This is a genomic window from Pedobacter caeni, assembly GCF_900129215.1.
Lineage (GTDB): Bacteria > Bacteroidota > Bacteroidia > Sphingobacteriales > Sphingobacteriaceae > Pedobacter > Pedobacter caeni.
On sequence record NZ_FQUQ01000008.1, the window covers coordinates 196,799 to 220,935 of the forward strand.

General features: G+C 42.5%; 11 protein-coding genes. 3 read left to right on the forward strand and 8 right to left on the reverse strand.

What is annotated here, in order from left to right:
• Positions 1-3: 3 nt before the first annotated feature.
• Both BUC20_RS31420 and BUC20_RS31425 read left to right on the forward strand, forming a co-directional pair.
• On the forward strand, positions 4-1,314 hold the full coding sequence (locus tag BUC20_RS31420) for a TolC family protein (protein WP_073238117.1): 1,311 nt from the start codon (positions 4-6) through the stop codon (positions 1,312-1,314).
• A gap of 18 nt (positions 1,315-1,332) precedes the next feature.
• Positions 1,333-2,187, forward strand: a complete 855-nt coding sequence (locus BUC20_RS31425) for an N-acetylglucosamine kinase (protein ID WP_073238120.1) — start codon at positions 1,333-1,335, stop codon at positions 2,185-2,187.
• Here BUC20_RS31425 and BUC20_RS31430 read toward each other — a convergent pair.
• From BUC20_RS31430 to BUC20_RS31455, 6 genes are all read right to left on the reverse strand, one after another.
• On the reverse strand, positions 2,177-2,620 hold the full coding sequence (locus tag BUC20_RS31430) for a GNAT family N-acetyltransferase (protein ID WP_200801111.1): 444 nt from the start codon (positions 2,618-2,620) through the stop codon (positions 2,177-2,179). The two genes, BUC20_RS31425 and BUC20_RS31430, sit on opposite strands and share 11 nt — an antisense overlap.
• Positions 2,621-2,637: 17 nt before the next feature.
• Positions 2,638-3,171: a GAF domain-containing protein gene (locus tag BUC20_RS31435; RefSeq protein WP_073238122.1), complete on the reverse strand. Its 534-nt coding sequence runs from the start codon at positions 3,169-3,171 to the stop codon at positions 2,638-2,640.
• Positions 3,172-3,527: 356 nt separating this feature from the next.
• Positions 3,528-3,716, reverse strand: coding sequence for a hypothetical protein (locus BUC20_RS31440; protein ID WP_073238125.1), 189 nt, complete (start codon positions 3,714-3,716; stop codon positions 3,528-3,530).
• Between the two features lie 91 nt (positions 3,717-3,807).
• A complete protein-coding gene (locus BUC20_RS31445; RefSeq protein WP_073238128.1) occupies positions 3,808-5,808 on the reverse strand; it encodes an OmpA family protein in 2,001 nt (666 codons plus the stop codon).
• A gap of 11 nt (positions 5,809-5,819) precedes the next feature.
• Complete coding sequence (locus BUC20_RS31450; RefSeq protein WP_073238131.1) at positions 5,820-6,815, reverse strand: PorP/SprF family type IX secretion system membrane protein; 996 nt, start codon at positions 6,813-6,815, stop codon at positions 5,820-5,822.
• Between the two features lie 14 nt (positions 6,816-6,829).
• Positions 6,830-18,706, reverse strand: coding sequence for an Ig-like domain-containing protein (locus BUC20_RS31455; RefSeq protein WP_084529465.1), 11,877 nt, complete (start codon positions 18,704-18,706; stop codon positions 6,830-6,832).
• 430 nt (positions 18,707-19,136) lie between these two features.
• Between BUC20_RS31455 and BUC20_RS31460 the strand changes: the two genes are divergently transcribed.
• The gene (locus BUC20_RS31460; protein ID WP_234994633.1) at positions 19,137-21,533 is read left to right on the forward strand and encodes an NACHT domain-containing protein; all 2,397 of its coding nucleotides are present in this window, start codon (positions 19,137-19,139) and stop codon (positions 21,531-21,533) included.
• 57 nt (positions 21,534-21,590) lie between these two features.
• Here the strand turns inward: BUC20_RS31460 and BUC20_RS31465 are convergent, their stop codons facing one another.
• Both BUC20_RS31465 and cobA read right to left on the reverse strand, forming a co-directional pair.
• Entirely contained in the window at positions 21,591-23,186 is a 1,596-nt protein-coding gene (locus BUC20_RS31465) for a S8 family peptidase (RefSeq protein WP_073238139.1), read from the reverse strand.
• A 141-nt stretch (positions 23,187-23,327) separates the two neighbouring features.
• Positions 23,328-24,119: a uroporphyrinogen-III C-methyltransferase gene (cobA, locus tag BUC20_RS31470; RefSeq protein WP_073238142.1), complete on the reverse strand. Its 792-nt coding sequence runs from the start codon at positions 24,117-24,119 to the stop codon at positions 23,328-23,330.
• Positions 24,120-24,137: the final 18 nt, after the last annotated feature.

Genomic DNA, 24,137 nt, shown 5'->3' on the forward strand with positions numbered 1-24,137 from the left:
AAAATGAAAACCAGGAAACTTCTATTTGTATTGCTGCTGCTTAGTGGCGGCAGTACCGGTTTTGCACAGCAAAAGCTAAGTTTGGAAGAAGCCATCAGCACTGCGCTAAAGAACAATTACGACATCAAGCTCGTAAATAATGAAATCCAGATTGCGAAAAATAACATCAATCCCGGAAACGCGGGGATGCTTCCTAAACTTACTGCCGATTATAGCAGAGGAGGGAGTAATCAGAATACCGTACAGACTCAGGCATCTGGAACGGAACGGAGAACAGATGGGGCAAGGAGCACCAACCAGAGTTACGGAGCATCATTGGGATGGACCATATTTGATGGTTTTCAGATGTTTGCCAATTACGACCGGCTTAAGGAATTGCAGAAGCTGGGAGAAGTAAATGCAAAAGGAACAGTCATTGCCACGGTAGCTGATGTGATCAATGGCTATTATGCTTTGGTCAGACAGCAACAACTGGTTTTGGCAACAGACAGTGCCCTCGACATTTCAAGGATGCGCTTAACCATTGCCAAGAACAAACTGGAGATTGGAAGAGGCTCTAAACTGGATGTCCTTTCCGCTACCGTAGATTATAATGCGGATACTTCTCTTTATTTGCAACAGAAGAACCTGCTCAGGACGAATATGGTGACCTTAAACCAGGTCATGGCCAGAGACCTGAACCTGGTTTTCGAAGTGGATCAGAACATGAAAATAGAAAGGGATTTAAACTATACGGAATTGTCTGGTCTGGCTCAGCAACTCAGTCCGGCTTTACAATCCGCGTTTATCAATAAAAAAATTGCAGAACTCAGCCTGAAACAGGTAAAAGGGCAGCGTTATCCTACTGTAGGTCTGAACAGTGGCTACGAATTTTCTAACAGCACCAGTCCGACGGGCTTCAACACACAATTCAGAGCACGGGGTTTCACTTATGGGGTTACAGCAAGTCTGAACTTGTTTAACGGCTTCCTGCAACGCCAGAATGAGCGTAATGCAAAAGTACAGATCAATACGACAGAACTGAATCTTGAAAAGGCGAAACAAGACATCAATGCACAACTTCTTTCTGCGTATCAGAACTACCAGACCAATCTTGACCTGTTGAAAATAGAGAAAAACAACGTGGACATTGCGAAACAGAACCTGGACATCACACTTGAAAAATACAGGCTGGGGAGTATTTCTCCATTAGAGCTCAGAGAGGCACAAAGAAACTCCATAACAGCAATTACCCGTTATCTGGATGCACAATATCAGGCAAAACTTACAGAAATCAGCTTAAAAGAAATCAGCGGCACTTTAAATATTCAATAAGATTGTTATTTTTAGCAAATGATTTTAGTAGCAGACAGCGGCTCCTCTAAAACTGATTGGATGGGTTATAGCCCGGAAGAGACCATCAGCTTTAGCACACAGGGTATTAACCCTTATTTTTTGAACGCACATGATATTTTTAAACTGTTTTCCAAGAAGAAGGAAATCGCATCTTATGCTGAGAAAGTAAAGGAAATATATTTCTTTGGGGCAGGCTGTTCTTCCCCGGATAAGGTTGAAGTGATCTCGAATGGGATTTCTTCCTTTTTCACTCAGGCCTATGTATCTGTAGAACATGATTTAATTGGCTCTGCTTACGCCACATGCGGCGATCAGAAGGGATTAACCTGTATTCTGGGTACAGGCTCCAACATTTCTTATTACGACGGTAAAAACGTTCATAGCGGCTCTCACGGCCTTGGTTATGTACTGGGAGATGAAGGTTCGGGTACCTTTTTTGGACGGAAGCTCATTACAAGTTATCTCTACGGAAATATGCCGGCAGAGCTGAGTGCAAAGTTTGCACAGGATTATCAGATTGATAAAGAAACTGTAGTGACCAATCTTTATCAAAAATCATCACCAAACACCTATCTCGCCTCCATCAGCCGTTTCATGGCAGAGCATACAGACCACCCTTTCATTGTTAATATTTTACGGGAAGGCTTTCAGGAGTTTGTAGACAGCAATATTAAAGATTACGCTAATTATAAAAGTCTGGACTGCCATTTTGTAGGTTCCATTGCTTTCTACTACCAGGATATTTTGAGAGAAGTTTGTTTGAACAATGAGGTCAGGGTAGGAAAGATTTACCAGAAGCCTATTGAAGGGATTTATAATTACATCCTGAGAAAAGAGGGAATTACAGTTTAATCACTAACCGGAGCATGTCCTTATGCTGGATTCCATTTTCAAAAATGGCTTCCTTATAATTCAGTAAAAAGAAATCTTTATCAATGCGGTCGGCTCTGAATCCCGCCCGCTGGTAAAAGGCCAGCTGATAACCAAAGGTTCCGGTTCCTACTTCAACGCTTTCTCCATTCCGTTCTTTTACCACCTTAAAAAGATGATCGAGTAATTGTCTGCCGATTCCCTGGTTCTGATATCCGGGCATCACAGCGATATTCTTAAGTTCGTATGCTGCTTCCCCTATTGGTTGGAGGATATAGCCAGCAATGGTTTCTTCTTTAATTTTGGCAATATAAACCAATGAATCCGGGAGGTAGCCCTGAATGCTCTTTTCTTCCGGATCTGCAAGTAAGAACAAATCCATTGGGACGGGTTCATTAATTTTTGTAATCTTCATTTGATACAAAAATACAATTATGCAGTTTGAGGTTCAAATTCTGCGATCCCTACCCTCTTGTTCATTTCTCTTCTCACCATCAATGCGATCAGCTCCAGCTTCTTCCGGTCCTCATCCCTGAATGTTCTTGGTTTCTTATCTACGATGCACACTGCACCTACTCTAAAGCCTTCATTTGTTGTAATGGGAGTCGCAGCATAGAAGCGCAATCCGGACTCTCCTACAATGAGGGGATTCGAGATGAGGCATGGATCCTGGATCAGGTCTTCAAAGACCGTCACACTATCGTTTAAGATCGCAAGGGAGCACAAACTCACTTCCCTGTCTACTTCCAGTCCTACCTGCCCGCTTTGGTCTGCTTTAGTCCATACTTTATCCCGGTCAACAAAGTTGATCATTGCAATGGGAGTATTCATCATTGTTGCAGTAAGCGCAGCCAACTGATCGAATATAGGCTCAGTTTTAGTATATAGAATCTTATACTTTTTTAAATTTTCCAATCGGGCTTCTTCGTCCGACGGAACCAAGGTATTTCCTATGTTATCTTCCAATTTATTAAAATCTAGTCGTATACACTTTAACAATTACCATACCTATTGGGAGGTCTTATCTATTTGGCACACAGGAAGAACTAGATCGTGAATATAAACAGATTGAATAGGGCAAAATGCCTTCATCCAGCCTAAAGACCAATAGAAGCTTTGGCAAAAGCCCATGATTCTATACGGGCAATTTTTACTCACTTTGATGATTAATCAGCCTATTTTACTACGCCATATTCATGTTATCCGCTATATTATCCCATTTCCCTATCGAGGTGCCCTCACACCCAAAACAGCTATAGAACTGAATATCAGTTAAAAGTAAACAAAAACATCGATTTTCTTAAAAAAACAATTTCGGCCTGCTATCTGTCGACTTTTTCCGAACTGCTAAATACCCATTCGTTTTTAGCAGTTTTAAGATAACTAACTTTATAATTCTCATTTGGAGGTAACGTAAAATGAAAAACGAGTATCTTTTCATTGGGATCTTTTGGCAAGAACCCCGGAAGTAAGGTATCCGCAACCATTTTAACATGTGCTTCAGTATGCATATCTTTTTGATGCAAAGGTAAAAGCCCCGATCCGAATATTAAGCATAAATCTTAAATATTCAGACCGGGGCCTTAAGTTGAGAATTTGTATTTAATTTTTGGTAACCTTGAATTCAGTACGTCTGTTCAGTGCTCTTCCTGCAGGATTATCTTTTCCATTTGGAAGTTTATTTGGCGCAACCGGCATGGTCATTCCATAGCCCTTACTTGTCATCCTGTTTTGTGAAATACCTTTTGCAATGAGGTAATCCACGCATGATTTAGCTCTTCTGTCGGAAAGGTCCAGGTTATAAGCCGGTGTTCCTTTACTGTCCGTATGCGCACTTAGTTCTATTTCAATTTTTGGATTGTCTACCATGATCGTGTACAGGTAATCCATTTTCACTTTTGAATCAGCGGTCAGGTCTGCTTTATCAAATTCATACAGTACGTCCTTAAGCACAATTGGTTTATCTTTTTCATAAGGAGTCAGGCAGATCTCTTCGCTGAACAAGGTATCTTTTTGCGCCAGCTGATCATAGGTATAGCTTAAGGTTTTGATAAAGTATTTGGCTTTCTCTGCAGTAATTTTAATCTGACGGTTAGAGTTCAGCCTGAAGTTGTATTTTCCATCCGCTCCTGTTGTAAATTTAAACTGTTGCATAGAATCCGCAAGTGTCACCACCACATTGTCTAATGGTTTTCCGGTGATACAATCAACGATCGCCCCCTTGATGTTCAGGTATTCGCGTTTCAAATGAAAGATCTCCAGACAGCACAGGGATTCCCTGTCTGAACTGATATAACCTTCCACATCATTATCGTCCAGAGGAGTGAAATATAAATCGTCCTTCGAAGAGTTAAACGGATAACCAAGGTTACGCGGATCAGACCAGCTGTCGAAATCGCCATCACTTTCAAAAAAGTCAAAACCACCCAGTCCGACTTTTCCATTACTGCTGTACAATAATTTTTTAGTCTTCACATTATAATACGGAGCTTCTTCATCGCCTGGAGTATTAATCGTGCTGCCCATGTTTACAGCCTGTCCAAGTGATCCATCAGGACGAATTGCACAATACCATAAGTCATATTTTCCTTGCCCGCCAGGACGGTCAGAAGAGAAGATCAGATATTTACCATTTTTACTTACTGAAGGCTGCATGGCATTAAATCCTTTCACATTGATATTGCCTCCAAGTTCTATGGGTTCTGACCAATCTGATCCTGTAGCAGAGGCAGAATTCAGCTGATAAATCTTTCTGGTTTCTTTGGCACTCCATCCGGTGATGAACATTACTTTTCCGTTTGGAAGGAAAGCCGGTGTAGCAAGTTCTTTATTTTTACTGATTGCCGGAATTTTCTTGATTGAAATGCTTTCTTTTAAAGGGTTTCCGGAAGTTTCATAAATCGCATTTACATACGGCGTCTGTTTTCTCGTAACTTTTGAATTGCTCGTTGCATCAGATAACACCACATTTTTACCTCCACTTCCGATTGGTCTGGAAGAGGTAAAGTAAAAATTATTACCTCTTAGCAAAGGGGTATAATTGGATCCTGCCTGGTTGATGTCATTCTTTAATCTTGCCAGTTTAAACAAGCGTGGATGGCTCACCTCATATAAGGCAAACTGGCAGGAAGCAATTTCCGTTTTAGTCCTTGCTGCATATTCGTCTTTTGCAGTATATTTTTTCTGGAAAGTTTCAAAAGCAGTAATCGCTTCTGTATAGTTTTGGTTGGCCCTTAACGTCACCCCATACCAAAAGGTACTCAGGATATATTTCGGGTTATTGAAATCTTTAGCGATGGCATACCATTTCTCTGCATCAGTAAAGTTCTTATACTGCCTGAGTGATTCTGCCAGTTGGAAGACACTATATTCATAATCTTCTTTCTTTGGGCTCTCCTGTTTCAGTTTAGTCTGAAAACCATAAGGCACCACAAAACCGGAGCTATCAGGCGAGATCTGTAACGCTTTTTTATAATATTCTGCCGCAGCATAATATTCCTTATTCAGGTAATAAACATCAGCAACTCGTTTGCTATTGGTTACAAATTGAGCACTGACAACATTGCTAAGCAAGCAGAGGACGAGTAATAATTTAAGTTTCATATCGCGTTATATTATAATCTTGGACAAAAGAAATTCGGGCCTGTCACTCCTCTTCTTCTGGTGAATGAGATGGACAGTTCCAGACCGCCCTGACTACGGGCCATTTTATTGAAACTTGAGGTATTGAAGTCGTAACTCACCCCAAACACCATGTTTTTAATATTGAGGCCAAAGAAGGCAATCGCTGCATCATCTACCCTGTAGTTCGTTCCAAACATTAGGTCAGCTTCCGGGTTCAACATCACTTTAGCATAAGCACCCACAGAGGTTTCTTTCGCATTCCCCTGTCTCATATACAATGCATTCGGAGTGATGTCCAACATGTCGGTTACTTTAATCCTTGCACCACCATGACCCGCGTAACGGATCGGCATGCGGACGTCTGTTCCCAGAAATTTATCGATTGGTCTGGTTAGGTGAGCGGCCGTTGCACCGGCAAAAACGTTGATCATCTGATCCGGGTTTCCATCAAAATACATCACTCCGACATTCACATCTGGAACAAGGGTATTAGATGAAGCAAAAGATTCACTGATTCCAAAATTAGGGTCATAACCCGTTACCGGATTAAACTGACTACCCAATGTAATCTTGGAAGCATCAAAACTTTTGTTCAGAATTCCGGCTTGTACACCGAAGTTGACCATATTTTGTCCGGTTTCACCAAAGTGAATCCGATAGGCTGCAGAAGCCAGGACACTCAGGTGGTTATAACTGATATCTCCCGCATTCTGGTTCAGCACCATAGCCCCAAAGGCGAGGTTTTTAACGGGGGCCATATCAAATGACGCGCCCCCCGTTAAGAATGAATTAGAAACACCGCCCCATTGTTGTTTCGCATTTATGGAGACTCTGTACTCACCATCGGTTACCCCGGTCAATGCCGGGTTTAACCACAGTGGATGTGCGTAATATTGTGAGAAATGAGGATCAATCTGCGCGATAACCCTTTGCGTTCCTAAACTCAAAAACGCTCCTGCTATTATAATTTTTACTAGGTTCTTCATAACAATTGTGTTTATTATCTCAATAGGGTTATTGTTCCTTTTTTACTTGTTTTTGTTCCGTCATTGAACTCTACTTCTGCGATGTATACGTATACTCCGTTAGGCTGTATCTCTCCTTTATAGGTTCCATCCCATCCGCTTTGAACATTTAATGATTCATAGATGAACTGTCCCCACTGGTTGTAGACACGAAGCTTCAATTTAGCTATCGTATTTCCGTACACATACAAGACATCATTCTTACCATCACCATTTGGCGTGAACGTATTCGGGATAAAGATTTGATTACCCAATGGATTTTCTGCTTTCGAGTTCAGGCTTGCAGCATCACTTAGCTGACAAGGCAACTGGCCTACAGCCCTTACCCTGATCGTTACTGCCTGATCTGGTTTAAGACCACTGATCAGATGTGTTAATCCTGCAGCTCCTGAGCTTGGTGCAATCCAGTTTGTTCCTCCGTCAACAGAGACTTCATATCCTTTAGCTCCTGCTACCGCAGCCCATGCGAAGTTCACAGTTGTTGCAGTTGCTGCTTGTACTGATACTACCGGGGCAGTCAGTTTAGGCAGGATGGTAACGACTACCGATGTACGGGTAGCACTTGAACATCCGGTCGCTTTATTCACCGCTTCAACATAGTAAGTAGTGGTTGCGGCTAATGAAGGAGTAGTGAAACTGCTTCCTTCGGATAATGAAGTACCTCCGGCTGCAGAAGTATACCAGCGATAAGTAAGTGCCGCATCCGGATTGTTAACAGACAGGACAGTGGTATTACCGGCGCATATTGGGTCTGTTGCTCCATTCACCGAAGTAGGTGCGTTTGGAGAAACTTGTACACTCACACTCACTGCGGTACGGCTATCGCTACTACAAGTAGCGGTTGATGCACCTACGTAGAATGTTTTACCGGCAGTAATTGCAGGTGTGGTAAAGTTGGTACCTGTACCCAGTGCTGTACCACCAGTTGCTACATCGTACCAGCTATAGGTAATGCCGGGAACCGGACCAGAAACACTCAATACGGTGGTACTTCCAGGACAGGCGGTGGCTGTAGCAGAAGTTACTGTTGGTACAGCTGGTTTAGGGCTTACCGTTACTGTTGCTTTAACTCTGCCTGTTGTACTACCACAACCTGAAGCACTTTTCGCAAGCACGTAGAAATCAGTAGCTATCGCTAATGGTCCTGTTGGCAGACTCGTACCGGTACCTAATAAGGTACCTCCTGTTGCTGCATTGTACCATTCGAAAGTAACTCCTGCTTGTGGGCTCTGGATATTCAATGTGATTCCATCTCCCGAACATACAGCCAGGCTGTTTGCATTTGCGATCACTGGTACATCCGGTAAAGGATTTACAGTTAAGGTGATCACTTTAGCTGTGCCAGGAAGGCTTTCACATTTATTGTCTCCTTTTACAGTTACATAATAAGTAATGGTTGCATTCTGTACTTTTTCTAGTATTGCTCCTGTAAATACTGCATTAGTTAAGGCAGCATCAGTATACCAGGTAAATACCGGATTCGTTACTGTGGTGCTGCTTGCAGTTAACTTAACAGTTGTTCCAGCACAAACAGGGACATCTGCTCCTGCTACGACTACATCTGAAGCGTCAGCCGGAGTGTTTACTGTTACCGTAACCACTTTAGCATCTGCTGCTGCATTCTCACATCTGTTGGCACCACGAACGGTTACATAGAAAGTAGTGGTTGCAGTAAGTGTTGGTTCGAATATCGCTCCTGTAGCTGCAACATTTGTTAAGGCCGCATTAGTATACCAGGTAAATACCGGGCTGGTTACTGTCGTGCTGCTCGCTGTCAATAAAGCTTTTGAGCCTGCACATAATGCGTTGCTATTTCCGGTAACTGTGATATCTGTTGATAAAGCAGGTGGGTTGATCACTACCGTTACCGCTTTTGCTCCTGCTTTTAGGTTCTCACATCTGTTTGATCCGCGAACAGTTACATAGAAGGTAGTGGTACTGGTTAGTGTCGGTTCGAATACTGCAGTATTGGCAACTACTGTAGTCAGGTCGGCATCGCTATACCAGGTAAATACCGGATTAGTTACTGTCGTTGTACCTGCAGTTAAGGTTGCTTTTGTTCCTGCGCAGTATGGAGCGTCATTTCCTGCAACAGTAATATCTGCAGCGGTAGCAGGTGTGTTTGTGGTAATTGCTACCACTTTAGCATCTGCCGGTCCGTTTGGACATCTGTTGTCTCCGCTAACGGTTACATAATAAGTAGTGTTTGCAGTAACTGTTGGTTCGTAGATTGGTCCTCTGAACACTTCGGTTGTTAAGGATGCATCACTGTACCAGATAAATTTAGGATTGGTTACTGTTGGTGCTGTAGCCGTTAAGGTCAGTTTTGCTCCCGCACAAACGGCAGCTTGATTTCCAGTAACATTAATGTCAGCAGCCGTAGCAGGTGGATTCACTGAAACTGCAACTGCTTTACCTGTTCCGGCAAGGTTTTCACATTTGTTAGCACCTTTTACCGTTACATAGTAAGTAACTGCAGCGGTAACCGGTCTTTCCAATACTGCTCCTGTAAATATCGCATTGCTCAGGGCAGCGTCGGTGTACCAGGTAAACACAGGGCTTGTTACCGTAGTACTGGTTGCTGTTAGTTTAATGGTTGCACCTGCACAAACCGCAAGGTCTGCTCCTGTTACGATCACATCAGAGGCGTCTGATGGCGTGTTCACAATCAGCGTTACAATTTTTGCATCACCAGATAGATTTGCACATTTGTTTGTTCCGCTAACGGTTACATAATATGTAGTTGTTGCGGTTAATGTAGGTTCAAACACTGGTCCTGTAGATACTACGGTTGTTAAAGCAGCATCAGAGTACCAGGTAAATACCGGGCTTGTTACTGTAGTACTGCTCGCAGTTAACAGCGCTTTTGCACCGTTACAGAACGGAGCATTATTTCCGGCAACCGTGATGTCTGTGGACACTGCTGGTGGATTGATCACTACAGTTACCACTTTTGCTTCTGCTTTCAGGCTTTCACATCTGTTGGTTCCGCGAACAGTTACATAATAAGTAGCATTTGCGTTCAATACTGGTTCGAATACCGGACCTGTAAAAGCAACATCTGTCAGATCAGCATCTCTGTACCAGGTAAATACCGGGGCAGTTACTGTGGTGCTGCTTGCAGTGAATTTAGCTTTTGTTCCTTTACAGAATGGAACATCATTTCCGGCAACGGTAATGTCTGCGGCTGTTGCAGGAGTATTGACCACAACGGCCACTACTTTTGCATCTGCAGGATCATTCGGACATTTATTGTCGCCGCTAACGGTTACATAATAAGTGATGCTTGCTGTTAATGTAGGTTCAAAGGTTGCTCCTCTGAACACTTCAGTTGTTAAGGCCGCATCGGTATACCAGATAAATGTAGGGTTGGTTACTGTTGTTGTGCTGGCTTTAAAGCTTGCTTTTGTTCCCAGACAGAACGGAGCGTCATTTCCTGCAACAGCAATGTCTGCTGCTGTACCAGGAGTGTTCACTGTAACGGTTACCGCTTTAGCATCAGCAGGCAGGTTTGGACATTTATTGTCGCCACTAACAGTTGCATAGAAAGTAGTGGTTGCAGTTAATGTTGGTTCATAGATGGCAGTGCTGGCCAATACAGTAGTTAATGCAGCATCAGCGTACCAGGTGAACTTAGGATTGGTTACTGTAGTTGAACTTGCAGTAAGTGTTGCTTTTGATCCTTTACATAATGGAGCACCTGCACCTGTTACGGTAATGTCGCTTGCGATTGCAGGTGGGTTCACCGTAATGGTTACCACTTTTGCGTTTGCAGGAGTGCTTGCACAAACATTGGTACCATTCACACTTACGTAGAAGGTAGTGCTGGCGGTAATCACCGGTTCATATAACGGACCTGTAAATGCCAGGTCGGTCAGAGCTGCATCCCTATACCAGGTAAATACTGGAGCGGTTACAGTTGTACTGCTCGCCGTTAAAGTTGCCTTGGTATCTTTACACAATGGCGCATCAGCTCCTGTTACGGTAATGTCAGCAGGAGTTGCAGGCGGGTTAACAGTAAGTGTGATTTTTGTACGGGCAGCTGTACTGGTACATGAATTTGCATTCGAAGCTTCTACATAGAAGTTGTACACTCCCGGAGTCAGGTTCGCAGCAGTAGTATAAGTACTGGTATTTGTTGCCAGGTTATTTCCACCTGTTAAGGCATCAAACCAGTTGAAACTGATACCCGCTACCGGAGTCACACCAAGTGATACTGAAACGTTAGGACAAGTTGTTTTCGGATTACCAGCAAGTTCTACCGGTGCATCTGGTGCAGCAAGTATCGTTACGGTAACTTTGGTTTTCGCACTTGCACAACCATTACGGTCTGCAGTTACATAGTAATCATATGTTCCTGCTGTCAATGTAGTCTCTGTTGCAAAAGTAGTTCCTGTTCCGACAGAAGCAGGCGCTGTTCCTTTATACCAGGTGTAAGTAGTTCCTGCTATTGGATTCTGAACACTTAATGTTGCAGCAGTTCCCAAACAAGCAGAAACGTTTGCACTTAATACGGTTGGTACAACCAGTGATCTTCTGGCATAATTAAAATCTAAAGTCGAAAGAACTGAAGCAAGACCTGATCTTAATCTCAGTTCTACGCCATCAAATTGTTTCGAAGGAACAAAAGAAATAACTCCGCCACTATTGTCACTGAATAGTTCCAGTTTGATTAATGGATTGCTATTGCTCAGCACCATCATATCACCATTGCTTACAAGATCTTTATAAGTGGTAATTTCTATAGAAGGTAAAACGGCTAAAGTAAGCAGTTTACCAGGGGAAGTGATACCAATACGGACAGTATCTCCGACAACGGAAAGACCGGTAAATCCGATATGCTGATAAGCCGAAGCACCGAGAAGTCCTACCGGAATCACCAGTGACGAAGCTGTTGTAGAACTAAGGTCTGTTGCAAGTCCAGGATTAAAAACTCCTCCCAGTAGTGCTACGCCATCGACTCCTGCTCTTTTCTGAATAGTGGCCACTTCACAAGGAAGGTCATTATTCGGGTTAACAGCTGGCAATACGGTTATAGTTGTAGTGGTCAACGTGGTAGATGTACATCCGCCAGCAATTTCTCCTGATACATAGTAAGTAAATACGATTGGTGTGGCACCTGTATTTGTTAGTGGACCTGTCACAAAATTAGCACCAGTGAATACCGGGGTCGCACCTGGAGCTTGTGAATCGTACCATTTAAAGATGACACCTGCAGTGCTTGATGACGCAGTTAACGCTGCTGCAGATCCCGATCTTACGGTCGCACTTGTTGGCGTAATTACCGGGCTATCTAAACCGGTTGCTGTAATTTGAGCTAAAGCTTTTGAAGCAGAAGGCACATTACACGCCGTTGATACTGCAGCTACCTGGTAATTGATGCTTGCAGCTATCGCAGGAGTAGTAAATGTTGTTCCTGTTGCAAGCTCAGTAACTCCGGTAGCATCGTACCATTTATAGGTAATTCCAGCTAATGGATTTTTCACGGCTAAGGTAACCGTCGTTCCTACGCAAGTATTGATATTAGCTGTTACCAGTTCTGGTACTGCCGGAGCAGGAGTCACGGTTACGGTCACCTGTGTTCTGTAGCTCGCACAACCAGAAGTACTGCTGGCTTCTACATAGTAATTAGTAGTTGCGTTTAATGCAGGAGTAGTGAACGATGTTCCTGTAGCCAAAGCTACTGCTGCCGGTAATCTTGAGTCATACCATTTATAGGTAAGTGCAGCATTCGGATTCTGTACAGTTAAAGTTGCAGTTTGTGTAGCACAGATCGTAGGGTTAGCAGCAGTTAATGCTGGTGCGACTAAAACACGTCTTCCATAATTCACATCTACAGTTGAAAGTACCCCTGCAAGACCTGAATTTAAGCGAACTTCCACCTGATCAAACGCTGCTGTTGGCACAAAGCTAATCAGAGCCTGACTGTTATTACTTAACAGTTCCAGATGGATTAATGAATTATTAATAGAAACGGCATCGTTGTTACTTGTTGCTCCGTTATAGGTTCCAACCTGAATGCTGGACAATAATCCCAGAGATAACAATTTGCCTGGTGCACTTAGCAATACTTTAACAGTATCTCCAATGCTGGATACAGAACCGAAACCAAGGCGTTGATAAACCGCAGCACCCAAAAGGCCAACTGGCATCACCAATGAAGAACCAGTTCTGGTATCGTTATCAATTGCCAGTTGTGGGTTGAATATTGCAGAAAGCAATGCTACACCAACCACATCATGTGTTTCAGAAACTGCCGCCTGACAAGGAACAGGGCTAGGTAAACTATTATCTACTGTAATCGTCACCTGTACACGGCTCACAGAAGTACAACCTGTTGCATTAGATTTTGCTTCCAGATAATAAGTTGTTGTTGCAGTAAGTGGTTCGGTAACATAAGTTGCACCAGTAAATTTCGGTGTTGTTGCTGTTGCAGAATCAAACCAGTTAAAGGTCACATTTGCATCCGGTGAAGTTGCATTTAAAGTTACAGTCTGGCCAGAACCAACAGTTGTAGCCGAAGCCTGAATCTGTGGTAAGGTTACGATCGGGTTCACGGTCACAGGAACTGCGGTACGTGTAGAGGTACCACATCCCGGATTCGAAGCTTCTACATAGTAAGTAGTATTTGCAGTTAATGCCGGAGTAACGAAAGTAGATCCGGTAAATATTGAAGTACCACCTGTTGAAACAGTGTACCATTTATAGCTTACTCCAGCTCCCGGGGCATTTACTGCCAGGCTGGCTGTAGAACCATAACATACCGGTAATACAGTTGCCAACACTGGTGCTGTTGGAGCGGCAGTTACGGTTACTTTAACAGGAACGCGTACAGTATTCGCACAACCAGCTTTGCTTACTTCAATATAATAAGTTGTTGTTGCAGTTAGTGCAGGTGTAGTGAAAGTCTCACCTGTTCCCAACACTGTTCCGCTGGTGGCACTATCGTACCATTTTAAAGTAGTACCACCATTTGCAGTAGCAGTTAATGTTGTTGTATTTCCGGCACAGATGGTCTGGCCAGTTGCAGCAACCGTTGGATTAGGATAGATGATAGAAGCACCATAAATATTATAGCGGCTTAACAAATTGGCCACCGCTCCAACACGAATTTCGACCGCATTAAAAGCGCCGGTTGCAGGAACTGTAACCAGAATTCTATTGCCGCTTAAAAGCTGAAGATTTAATAAAGGAGAACTTAGCGGGTAAACTTTTACCACAGTATTTCCATTATAAACGGTAATGGTACCACCGTTAATTAACCCGATGTCTGCAAGACCTACCGGAGTTTCAAAATCTAAACGGATACTGTCGGTGGCTGCACCCTGATTCGGGAAGATTAGTTTTTGGTAAGCGACCCCGGCTACATTAACTCCAAGATTAATGGTTGTAAATGTTGCAGGATCTGCATCTGTTGAACCAGCCGGATCAGTTATGCCGCAAAGTAAGCAGAGAAGAGATTCAATTTTTGTTACCTGAGCAGTTGCTGCATTACAGTTAGGATTAACCGGACCGCTGGTCACAGTTACCACAACTGCAACTCTGGTGGCACTCACACAACCAGTGCTGTTTGCTGTTTCGGCATAATAGGTAGTAGTTGTATTTAATGCTGGTGTGGTGAAGCTGGTACCAGTACCAACTGCAGTACCACCTGTTGGGGTAGTAAACCAGTTGATGGTATTTCCTGCTTCAGCAGAAGCGGTAAGGGTAGCAGTTTGTCCGGCACTGATGGATTGTCCGGCAGAAACTACAGCTAATGCAGGAGTTGGACGTGCAGTTACAGTAACTGCGGTACGACTGCTTGTTGCTGTTCCTGAAACCGCTTCTACATAGTAAGTAGTATTGCTGCTTAGTGCAGCGGTAGTATAGGTAGCTCCGGTAAATACAGGTGTATTTCCAGTTGAGGCATACCAGTTATAAGTTACTCCCGGTAAGGTGTTGCTTACGCTCAGGGTAGCTGTGCTTCCTGAACAGATGCTGACTGATGCCGCAACCGGCGCATCAACTTTCACTTTTACCGTAAAGGCTGTTGTTGTTGAGTTGTTAGCTGCATCTTTCGCAGTTATAGAGAAAGTAAATGTTCCACCTTGTGTTGGTGTACCAGTTAACTTACGTGTAACCGGATCAAAGTTCAATCCCGGAGGAAGATCAGCTGATGTATAAGTATAAGGTCCTGTTCCGCCTGTTACTTCAGGTAAAGTCTGTTCTGTATAGACAGTTCCTACTGTACCGTCGGCAAGAACCATTGTTGGCAGGTTCAAAGCACCAATTACCCTTAGTGGATAAGTATTTGTTGCGGTAGTGCCTGTATTATCAGTTACAGTTACACTCACTGAGTATAAACCCGATTGCGTTGGCGTGCCTGAAATGACACGGGTAGCCGGATCAAAGGTCAGTCCCGGAGGAAGGTTTGTTGCAGCATAGGTATAAGGGCCTGTTCCACCAGTTGCGGAAGGAATAGGCTGCGAGGTATAACCCACATTTACATTTCCATCAGCAAGTGTTGCCGGAGGAAGAACCAGTGGGCTGCCTACTACAATGGTATAATCTCTGGTAGTAGTTTTTCCGTCTCCATCTGTAACGGTTACCGGAATGGTATAGGTTCCGGCCAAGGTTGGTGTACCTGTAATCTCACGGGTAACCGGATCAAAGATTAATCCCGGAGGAAGACTTGCTGCCGGAGCACTGTAAGTAAAAGGTCCGATCCCACCTGTCGCAGCTGGAATAGCCTGAGTTGGATAAGGAATTCCTACAGTACCATTGGCAAGTGTTGCCGTAGGTAAAGCAAGAGGGTCTCTGACAATAATGGTATAGTCTGCTGTTTTAGTATTTCCATTTACATCCGTTACCGTTACATGAACCGGATAAGTTCCGGCTTGAGTTGGCGTACCTGTAATTTCACGGGTAACCGGATCAAAGGTTAATCCCGGAGGAAGGTTAGTAGCAACATAAGTAAATGGACCTGTTCCGCCAGTTGCAGCCGGAAGGGTTTGTGTTGGATAAACTGTATTTACCGTTCCGTTTGGAAGGGTTGCAGCCGGAAGAGATAAACCAGCAGTTACGTTTAAGTTATATGCAGCGGTCGCAGTACAACCTTTACTGTCTGTTGCCAGAACAGAAAATGTATAAGGTCCTTCTACTGCAGTCGGCGTTCCGGAAATCAGTCCGGTTGCCGATAGTGTTAATCCCGCAGGTAGTGTACTGCCTGGAGCCAGTGTATAATTAAATGCTGGTGTTCCTCCGGTAGCAACAGGAATTTGTTTTGAATAAGCTGAAGCAAGTGTGGCATTACTTAAAGGTGCGGTTGCAAAAACAATCGCCGGGTTTACATTTACTGTAACAGGCACGCGTTCTGTATTTACGCAGCTTCCTTTACCTACCTCTATATAATAGGTAGTGGTTGCAGTCAGGTTTGCCGGAGAAAATGTATTTCCTGTAGCAAGGGCCACACCACCGGTTGCATCGGCATACCACTTCAGATCTGTTCCACCATTTGGGGTTGCAGTCAGTGTAGTCGATGCACCTGAACAAATGTTAAGACCTGCAGCGGCAACAGTTGGTTTTGGATAAATAACTTCTGCACCAAAAATATCAAGTGCAGTTACTGCTGAGAGTACCGCACCGAAGCGTACTTCTACAGCATCATAAGCTCCACCCGCAGGAACAGTTACTTTAAAGCGGTCGCCACCCAAAAGCGTAAGATGTATCAGCGCAGAGTTAAGATCATAAGATGCTACCGTAGCATTGCCATTCTTCACATTCACAGATATTCCTCCAAGAAGGGAAAGATCCACGATGTTTCCAGGTAATCTTAAATCAAGACGGATACTATCTGTTAGTACACCTGCCGTAGGAAAAATCAATTTTTGATAACCAACCCCTAATACGCCCACCGCAAGACGAATGCTACTAAAATTAAGAGGGTCTGCGTCTACTGAAAAATTAGGGTCCGACACTTCACAGCCGATACAGATTCCCTGAATACCATTACTTTGGGCATTCGCAGATTTACAGGTTACCCCTGGAGTGACATTCGTTACGATCACATTAACTGCAACTCTGTTTTGACTTAGGCAACCACCAGCACTTTGTGTGCCTACATAGTAAGTAGTATTTACAGTTAGCGCCGGAGTAGTGAAGCTGGTTCCCGTTGCAACCGGGCTTCCACCTGTTGCAACTGTATACCAGTTGATGGTACTTCCAGCTGTTGGCGCCGTTGCTGTAAGTGTTGCTGTTTGTCCGGTAGAGATATTTACGTTCGTTGAAGAAACCTGTGCATCTGCCGGAAGTGGGTTGACGGTTACATCTACCTGCTGACGTGCACTGGAACAAGCACCAATTACAGACTCTACATAATAGCTAGTGTTAGCTGCTAATATTGGTGTTAAAAAAGTCTCTCCGGTAAATACTAATGTTCCGCCAACAGCAGCATCATACCAACGATAAGTTTCTCCGACAACCGGAGCACCAATTTGCAAGGTTGCTTTAGATCCGCTACATATAGGAGTAACAGTTGAGACTACCGGCAGGATTGGATTATTTACAGTGATACTTACCAGCTTGCGTGGAGATTCATTAGTACATCCATTTCTTTTTCCAGATACATAAAAATTATTAACACCAGTCGTTAAACCTGTAGGGGTATAACTTGTACCTGTAACTCCTGTACCTCCTGTAGCCTGGGTATACCAGGTATAGATGGCACCTACTTCAGGTGAATTGATATTTAAAACTACTCCGTCACCTGTACATGCAATACCAGTTGCTGAAGCCGTACTATTTATATTTATTATTGTTGGCAAAGCCATCGAACGGGAAACCTCATGGAGATTAATGGAATTTAGCAAACTGGCTACTCCACCGATTCTCAGTTGAACCCGGTCAAAGGGAACGCCTGGTGCAAAACTCAGTACACCGATGCTACTTCCCGGGCTCAATAACCTAAGCTTCAGCAAGCCGCCTGTACCAGGGACCAGTCCGTTACTAACATTGCCGTTGAAAGTTTCTATGCTAACCGAGCCCAGTAACTCAAGAGAGAGCAGCGTTGGTCCCGATGAAACAAGCATCCTCACCGAATCTGTAGCTGCAGACAAACCCGGAAAAACAACAGTTTCCTGAGCAAAGCCAACCAGGCCTAATGCAGATCCTAAAGTTGCGTAAGTACTTTCAACACCATCTATGGCATTCGCCGCATTGTTTACCCCACCAAGTGCACCAACAGTTCCGGAAATTCCATGTAATTCATCTATCGGTGCATCGCAGTTTATGTTTGTGGTATTCTGCAGATAATAAGCATGGAAAACATTAATAGAAGTTAATGCGGCCAAGGCCCCTCCATCCACGGTCACCCGCACTCTATTATAAGGTACACCAGGACCGGGTACAAAGATCTCCGCCTGATTCCCATTTGCCAGAAGATTTAATAAAGCTGTTCCCCCATCGCGGACAACGCCTACCGGCGTATTGTTAAAATAGGCCTGAACTTTTATGGCACCAAGCACACTTAGTGATAAAGTTGTGCCCGTAGATACTTTAACTACTACTCCGGTGTTATTTCCAGGTAAGTTACCAGCTGGAAATATCAGGTTCTGATATATTCCTCCTCCTAACAAGCTGACTCCGGCAGTAACAGTCGATGCTGTATTTACATTGTTATCCACAGCCTGACCTGGGGCCGATACGCTACAAAGTAAACAAACGCCGAAAGTTCCGTCATCTGCGGTCGTCGCGTAAACACGTTGTTGAGATTGGGCATACGATTTTAGATTTATCAGCGTTATAGCTAATATAATACTTAAAAAGACGAGAAAGGATTTTTTAAGTTTTCCTGGCGGGGTAGATGTGCATTTCATATGAACGGAATTGAGATGTCAAAATTTTACTTTGATGCAATTTTAATCATAGAATGCGTCGCAATGCCCGTTCGAATTGTTCATTTCTATTTTGAAAAATGAATCGGCTATTCATTTTGTTCATTTTCGATCACACCCATTTCAATTCAGTTGTCGAAAATTAAGCTAAAGCACTATATGACAATGCATTAGTGCCAAAAAACAATTTTCATTCATTTATTTACTTCATATCTTCGCGTTCATTATTGTCCCGAAAGCATTATATTCGTTTAGTTGAAGAAATTAATGCTCACTCGTACTGTATATGGACGATATATCTACCTTAAATGAAGTAAAGAGTCTAATCCTATTAAAAACAGGAATTCGAACTATCACTCCTGCTGATTGTAAGAGGATCTCCATTGAAATCAGTAAAACGTTAAACAAGAATGTGAGTGAGACAACCATTAAAAGGTTGTTTGGATTTGCAGTGGTCAAACATAACTTTTCAAAGTTCACCCTAACGACTTTATCCGAATACGTTAATAAAGAGCAAATTGGAAACTGGTCTGCACCCGTTCATTTGAATGCACAGGAAAGCGCCACCAACTGGACAGATATCAGGCACAATGCCAGAAAGATCACAGACTTTACCTTAAAAGGGATTAAAAACCGCTCTGGCATTCCTTATGAGATGACCATCAGCAGAAAATTTGCAGAACACGACTTTGATGACTTCTTCAAAAGCAATTACACTTATACCTGTTTTATCTCTCAACCAGGATACGGGAGGACAATTCTCCTTAGCCATTTGGTAGAAAAATTCTTCAATAGCGAATTTTCGACACACAAAGACTCCACTGTAATGTTCATCACCGCAAATAGTTTTTTCAACGCGGACCACATTACACTCAACTTCGAAGACCAGCTAAAAATACAACTGGGGATTTATCATAAAGAGAGTTTGCTGGATCACATCCGGGAAAACTATAGTCAGACTGGTAAAAAATTCGTCATTGTCCTGGATGGTTTTTCGGAACTCATCATTAAGAAAGATTTAAAGAAACAATTATTTGAGAGCATTATCAGTTTCATTTGTTCCATTGAAAACATAGATTGCATCAAACTGGTGATGAGTATGCGCTCCACCACCTGGATGAGATTTTATGATTGCATCAGACATTCAGCTTTTTTAAAATCCAAATGGTTTACCGGAAACTACTTCAATCAAAATGAAGTATCCAACGTCCCTCCCCTGACGGGCAAAGAAGTTGATCAGATTATTTCTAAAATCAACCATTCAGACGTATACGAATTAAACCCTAAACTTAAGTCACAGCTAAAGTTTCCCTTATATATACAATTGTATTATCAGCTGAAAGAAGAAGACCCGTATTTTAATTATTCAACGAGTATCACCTTTCACGAACTGATATCCAGATTTATTCAGGAGAAGATTTACAGGTCAAATTATTACACAGAGAAAATCCTTTTTCTAAAAAAAGTGATTCAGCTTACAGATTATGGCAAAAAAGTAGATGCTGTTCCAAAGGATCTTTTGATCAGTGAGCTGTCGGCATTTAAAAATGCTTACATGGAACTCTTGTCGGAAGGTATTCTGATGGAAGAAAAAAGTCAGGATGATTACCAGCCAAGGGAATACGTCCGTTTTATCTATCCCCATATATTTGAGTACTTCCTGTTTATTGAATTACTGGAGAAATTTCATTTGCAGGTAGACTGGACTTTCTTTCAGTTTATCCAGAGTTCCTATGAAAGCAACAATGTCCGTTTCCACCTTTTACAGTGGACGATCCGCTTTATCATCAGGATTGGGGATTTCAGGTCCCTTTCTCATATTTTCGACCTGCAATTAAACTATTTTGAACGCAATTACCTCATTCTTTTTATTGCAGAAAACCTGCGGTTCCGTGCCCGCTATAGTCCGGATACCACCAAGCTCTTAGCCGAGCACAAACTTCATGATATCCTGATCAAACAACTGATCAATTTTGATTTCGTTGATTCTTGTTATAAAGAAGCAGTTACTGTGCTTGCCGATGTTGCCGACACCGATGAAAACAGGTTAATTTATCAGTCGATACTCGCCATCTTTGACATCATGAGTATGGACCAGGACCGGGTAGCTTTGAGACTAAACAAATTAAGTTCGCTGGATACAAAAGGATGGCCGGTAAATCCTTACGAAATGACCTGGCTGATTTACCTGAAGCTGAGCAACAGGGCTATTGAACCACACCCTATGATTCAGGATCTGGAAAATTTCAATTACCCTTTCTTAGAGACAAAAGCGGCACTCGATACTAAACAAGGAATTGCTTATGTATTGTTCCTTATCCTCAATACATTCTATGGCAGTGATGAAGGAACCATCAAAATCATCAGGACAATTTCCAGACTGCACCCACGTGTATTCTCCAAAAGAACGGCCTTTACCATCTTTATGATGAATGTCTTTGCCTTATCAAGTTCAAAGGTAAATCCAGGAAAGAAAACAGATCAGATAGAGCATATATTGATAGAGATCCATAACAACAAAACAAGGTTTAAATTAACGGAATATTCTGAAGCCATTTTAAGGATGATGCAGGCCAACCAACTTCGGACACGAGGGGAATATGTACTTGCCTATGAATATTCAAATGAATGCATTCAGATTTTCAAAAGAAATGAATTGAACCTGAATTGTATCATGATGTATGATGTCATTATTTCCATCTTCAAAGACCTGAAAGATCCTGTAAAAGTAAACGAATATAAATATGAACGTTTATGTTTTATGGAGGAAAGAAAAATACCACATAAATTACTGGTCACCGTCAGTTAAAAAAAGAAAAGCCATTAATTTGATTAATGGCTTTTCTTTTTTTGCGGAATGAACCTGCTACTTTTTGTATTCAGCCGCAAGTTTTAAAGCGTTGTAAGCATTTACAATACCTCCAGTTACACAAAGATCAGCAAACGGAATATCCTTAGTAGTTTCTCCCTGTTGTACCTTCACTACCTGATCTACTTTCACTACAGATTTAAGGATAATATCCTTTACATCCACTGCGGTCAGCTTAGGGTAATAAGAACGGATCAAACCAGCCAAACCTGCAACAACCGGTGCAGCCATACTTGTTCCGTCTAAATTTTCATATTTAGAACCCGGAACAGTAGAATTGATTCTCACGCCTGGTGCAAAAACATCTACAGTAGTTTTACCATAATTAGAGAAACTCGCTTTAATTGACTCGTCATTTAACCAGCCGGAAGCACCTACTGTAATCCATGAGCTCGCCACACCACCGTCCTCATACTGAGGACTCGGGAAATTTTTCTCTACTTCGAGGTCATTGTTGTCATTACCAGCGGCATGAATCAGCAAAACATCTTTAGAAACTGCATATTTAACAGCTTCATCTACGATTTTTTTATCCCATGAGTAAGACTTACCGAAACTCATATTGATCACTTTAGCACCATTGTCTGTTGCATAACGAATGGCATTGGCCACATCCTTATCACGTTCATCACCATTGGGTGTATTGCGGACAGCCAGAATCTCTACATTATCAGCAACACCTTTAATGCCCAGGTTGTTCGTTCTTACTGCAGCAATGATACCTGAAACATGGGAACCATGACGTGCGTCAGGACCTGCAACATCATTATTGCCATAAAAACGTTCTTTTGTATTGTTAGGATCATCACCTACCATACTTCTCGGATCGAAATCAAGGTTCAGGTTATAATCAACCTTTGTTTTGAAATAATCATAGCCCGCTGCAATTTGTCCTTCATAGAATTCTTTATAGGTCGCATTTTTCAACTGCTGAACCATGATTCTCTGAATATTCTTTTCCATATCATTGGTAGGAACAAAGCTTTCGAAATCCGCAGCCGTGGGATTTTCTTTTCCTATTTTCTTTACGACATCATCAATTGCAGTTTTAATTGCAGATAAGCGCTGATATCCGTCTTTGGCTTCAGCCAGTTCTTTCTCCAGCTCTGCTTTATTTTTCTGATACGTTTCAAAAGCAGTCAGGTCGTTTGCTTTTACGGAAGTCGCATCCGCGTTACCAAACTTAGCATTGTCTCTGCGTACAAGACGGGTCAACTCGAGTGTTTCCTGGTTTACAGAACCTTTTGCTGAACCTAAGAAATTCCAGCCATGGATATCATCGATGTATCCATTTTTATCATCATCTTTTCCATTTCCTGCTTTTTCTTTTTTATTGACCCAAATGATCGTTTTCAGGTCTTCATGGTTGGTATCTACTCCCCCATCCAGAACAGCAACAATCACAGGCTTGGATTTTTTTCCTTTTAACAATTCGTTATACGCTCTTTCCGTACTGATACCAAAAGCAGAATCTGTTTTAAGGTCCAGGTTCTGCCAGTTTGGCTTTTGTGCCATCGACAGGAATGGGATAGTTGCCAATAAGGACAATCCTAAAATCCCACGGTAGCAAAAATTTGCATTTATTTTATTCATAAATTGATATTTTAACAAAGTTAATTAATAAATAGGTTATGGTGTTTATAACAGATATGCGACAATCACCAAACTATTACCCCATAAACGTAAAAAGCCAGATACTAATATCTGGCTTTTTCAACAAAATAAGGTAATTTCCTATTGCAGGGACAAGAGCTCATAAAAATCCTTGATCCTGGCAAATGAAGGATGCAGGGAAACCACATCTCCAAACACCAACAATGCCGGAGCTGAAATCTTATGGTCTTCGATTAATTCAGCGATGGTGTCTACCACCCCTATTTTTATATGTTCGTTTACAGAAGATCCGTTCTCGATCACTGCTACAGGTAGTCTGTTTTTACCTTCTGCCTGGAAGATCGCGGTAATCTCTCTGATTTTCTCAATTCCCATTAAAATGACAACCGTTGCTTTTGATTTTGCGGCTACCTGCAAATCAGGAGAAAGCTCTCCCGCAGCATTGGTTCCACTAAGCACCCAAAAGCTATCACTCAGGTGATTATAGGTCATTGGAATTTTATGTAATCCGGGAACGCCTAAAGCACTCGAAATACCCGGAATAATTTCCGTTTGAATACTGTAGGATTCTGCATAATCAACCTCTTCAAAACCACGGGCAAAAACAAAGGGATCACCACTTTTTAACCTGACCACATGACCAAAGTTCAAAGCGTAGTCTATCATCAACTTGTTTACTGCATCCTGCGAAAATGATTCATCATCAGATTTGCTCCCAACAAATATTTTAATTGCTTTTTCAGGGGCATGATTGAGCAAGGCTTCATTTACCTGTGCATCATACAAAACCACATCCGCAGCTGCGATTGCTTTAACACCTTTCAGGCTAATGAGTTCAGGATCACCGGGACCGGCTCCTACCAATGTAATTTTAGGTTCTTTTACACCACTTTCTATTTTATTTAAAATCATAGCCTTACGTTTATAGGT